Source organism: Bradyrhizobium sp. 23, from assembly GCF_023073295.1.
GTDB lineage: Bacteria > Pseudomonadota > Alphaproteobacteria > Rhizobiales > Xanthobacteraceae > Bradyrhizobium > Bradyrhizobium canariense_D.
Window position 1 is genome coordinate 332980 of record NZ_JADPJF010000037.1, and the last position, 1990, is coordinate 334969.

The window sequence follows — 1990 nt, forward strand, 5'->3', positions numbered from 1 at the left end:
TCAATCCCATCGGAGACATCATGACCAAAGTTCTCGTCCTGTATTATTCCGCCTATGGCCACATCGAAACGATGGCCAATGCCGTTGCCGAAGGCGCGCGCGAAGCCGGTGCCACCGTCGACATCAAGCGCGTACCCGAGCTGGTGCCGGCCGAGGTCGCCAAGGCGTCCTATTACAAGCTCGACCAGGCCGCCCCCGTCGCCACGATCGACGACCTCGCCAATTACGACGCGATCATTGTCGGCACCGGCACCCGCTTCGGCCGCATGGCCTCGCAGATGGCGAACTTCCTCGACCAGGCCGGCGGTCTCTGGGCCAAGGGCGCGCTGCACGGCAAAGTCGGCGGCGCCTTCACGGCGACCGCGACCCAGCATGGTGGTCAGGAGACGACGCTGTTCTCGATCATCACCAACCTGTTGCATTTCGGCATGGTCGTGGTCGGCCTGAATTACGGCTTTGCCGGCCAGATGAAGCTCGACGAGGTCACCGGCGGCGCGCCTTACGGCGCCACCACGATCACCGGAGGCGACGGCAGCCGGCAGCCCAGCGCCAACGAGCTCGCCGGCGCACGCTATCAGGGCCGCCAGATCGCGGAGACAGCCAGGAAGCTGCACGGCTGAGCGCGGTTAAGCTTTACGTCCGAACCACTGCATGGCAGGTGCGATCTGGGCGGCATTCTCTTCTGGAGATGCCGCCCCATCTCTGTGGCCAGGATATTTCACCAAAAGCGATACGAATGGCTTTCGAACTCTTGTTGATCGCGCAGATGATCCGCAGGCCCGCTCAGGCGCTGGCGCGGCGCTGGTATTGCCGGAGCCTGTTCAAGGCCTCACGCGGCCGCTTTCACTGTGCCGGCTGCGCGAAGTCATGATGCTCTAGCCACTAGGCCTGCGTGATGTCCGCGTTGGGCTTAATGGGCGCAGTCGCGACAGGCGCCGGCGCTGTCGACAGCCACCAGCCCTCACCGGCGAACCAGCAGGTCTCGTCGGGAGCGCCCTCTCTCCGCAACGACTGCACGCCCTCCCACCCCCTTGCGAACGCCTCGGCCAGTCGCCGGGCGGCATCCGCGTTCTGCAATCCCGCGCAGCCGATGAATTGGGCACGCCCGAGGAATTTGGCGGGCCAGACCGCCCCCTCGTCGGGGCGCGTGATCATCAACATGCCGCCGATCATGCCTTCGGGCGCGAGTGGAAACACCAGCCGCCCACCGGGCAGCAAGGCATCGAGCCATTCGGTGGCCGGCTGCGCCGCACCCGCGCAGACATAGATCACGTCGGCTTTGGGAAGATCGGACGCGATGCCCGATCGATCCCGCACGTCCGTATGGGCGATGTCCTTCAGATTCTCGCGCGCGAGGCCTGCCAGACGTTCGTCGATCTCGTAGGCATGGACGCGGCCGCCGGGGCCGACGAGATGCGCGAGGATTGCGGTGTAATAGCCGCTCCCCGCGCCGATCTGGATCACAGTCTCGCCTTCCTTCACCGCGCAACCGCTGAGCCAATAGGCGTGCGCGCCGGGCATCCCGATATTGAGACCCCGCGCGCTGTCGAGCGCGAGCAGCGTGTTCTGATAGAGGAAAGCGGGATCATCATCGGGTGTGACAACATAGGGGTGGCCGCCAACCGAGATCGACCACGGCCCGGGTCCGGCGAACGTCTCGCGCCTGACGGTGCGAAACGCTTCTTCGATACGGGGGTCCGCGGCCCTCGCCGCGGCGCTGATCAACTGTGCATAGAATGCGCGATATTTTGCCGAACGATCTTCCATGTCGCCTCCGGGAAACAGGCGACGATAACACAACGATTGCGATAATCGAGTGACCCTACAATCCAGGGCGGCGCGTCAGCGCGTCCTCTTGCCCATCGCCTGCGCCGCAAAGGCGGCAAGCCTGGGGTGACGACGCAGGCCCTGCGCGGCGTGGTCGCGCCACGCGAAGGGCATGCCGCGCCAGGACAGCGCGACGCTGACATCCGTCAGCGGCACCGGCTCC

Annotated in this window: 3 protein-coding genes and 1 pseudogene; 2 read left to right on the plus strand and 2 right to left on the minus strand. The window is 65.5% G+C overall.

What is annotated here, in order from left to right; all coding sequences use genetic code 11:
- The first annotated feature begins 20 nt into the window (after nucleotides 1–20).
- Nucleotides 21–620 carry an NAD(P)H:quinone oxidoreductase gene (gene wrbA / locus IVB32_RS07720; protein ID WP_018453406.1) on the plus strand — a complete coding sequence of 200 codons (600 nt, stop codon included), beginning with the start codon at nucleotides 21–23 and terminating at the stop codon, nucleotides 618–620.
- A gap of 31 nt (nucleotides 621–651) precedes the next feature.
- The gene (locus IVB32_RS07725; protein WP_157642889.1) at nucleotides 652–879 is read left to right on the plus strand and encodes a hypothetical protein; all 228 of its coding nucleotides are present in this window, start codon (nucleotides 652–654) and stop codon (nucleotides 877–879) included.
- A gap of 3 nt (nucleotides 880–882) precedes the next feature.
- Here IVB32_RS07725 and IVB32_RS07730 read toward each other — a convergent pair whose 3' ends face one another.
- Both IVB32_RS07730 and IVB32_RS07735 read right to left on the minus strand, forming a co-directional pair.
- Nucleotides 883–1767, minus strand: a complete 885-nt coding sequence (locus IVB32_RS07730; protein ID WP_085350128.1) for a class I SAM-dependent methyltransferase — start codon at nucleotides 1765–1767, stop codon at nucleotides 883–885.
- Between the two features lie 75 nt (nucleotides 1768–1842).
- Nucleotides 1843–1990 (minus strand): annotated as a pseudogene (locus IVB32_RS07735) (cellulose biosynthesis protein CelD); the annotation flags it as partial.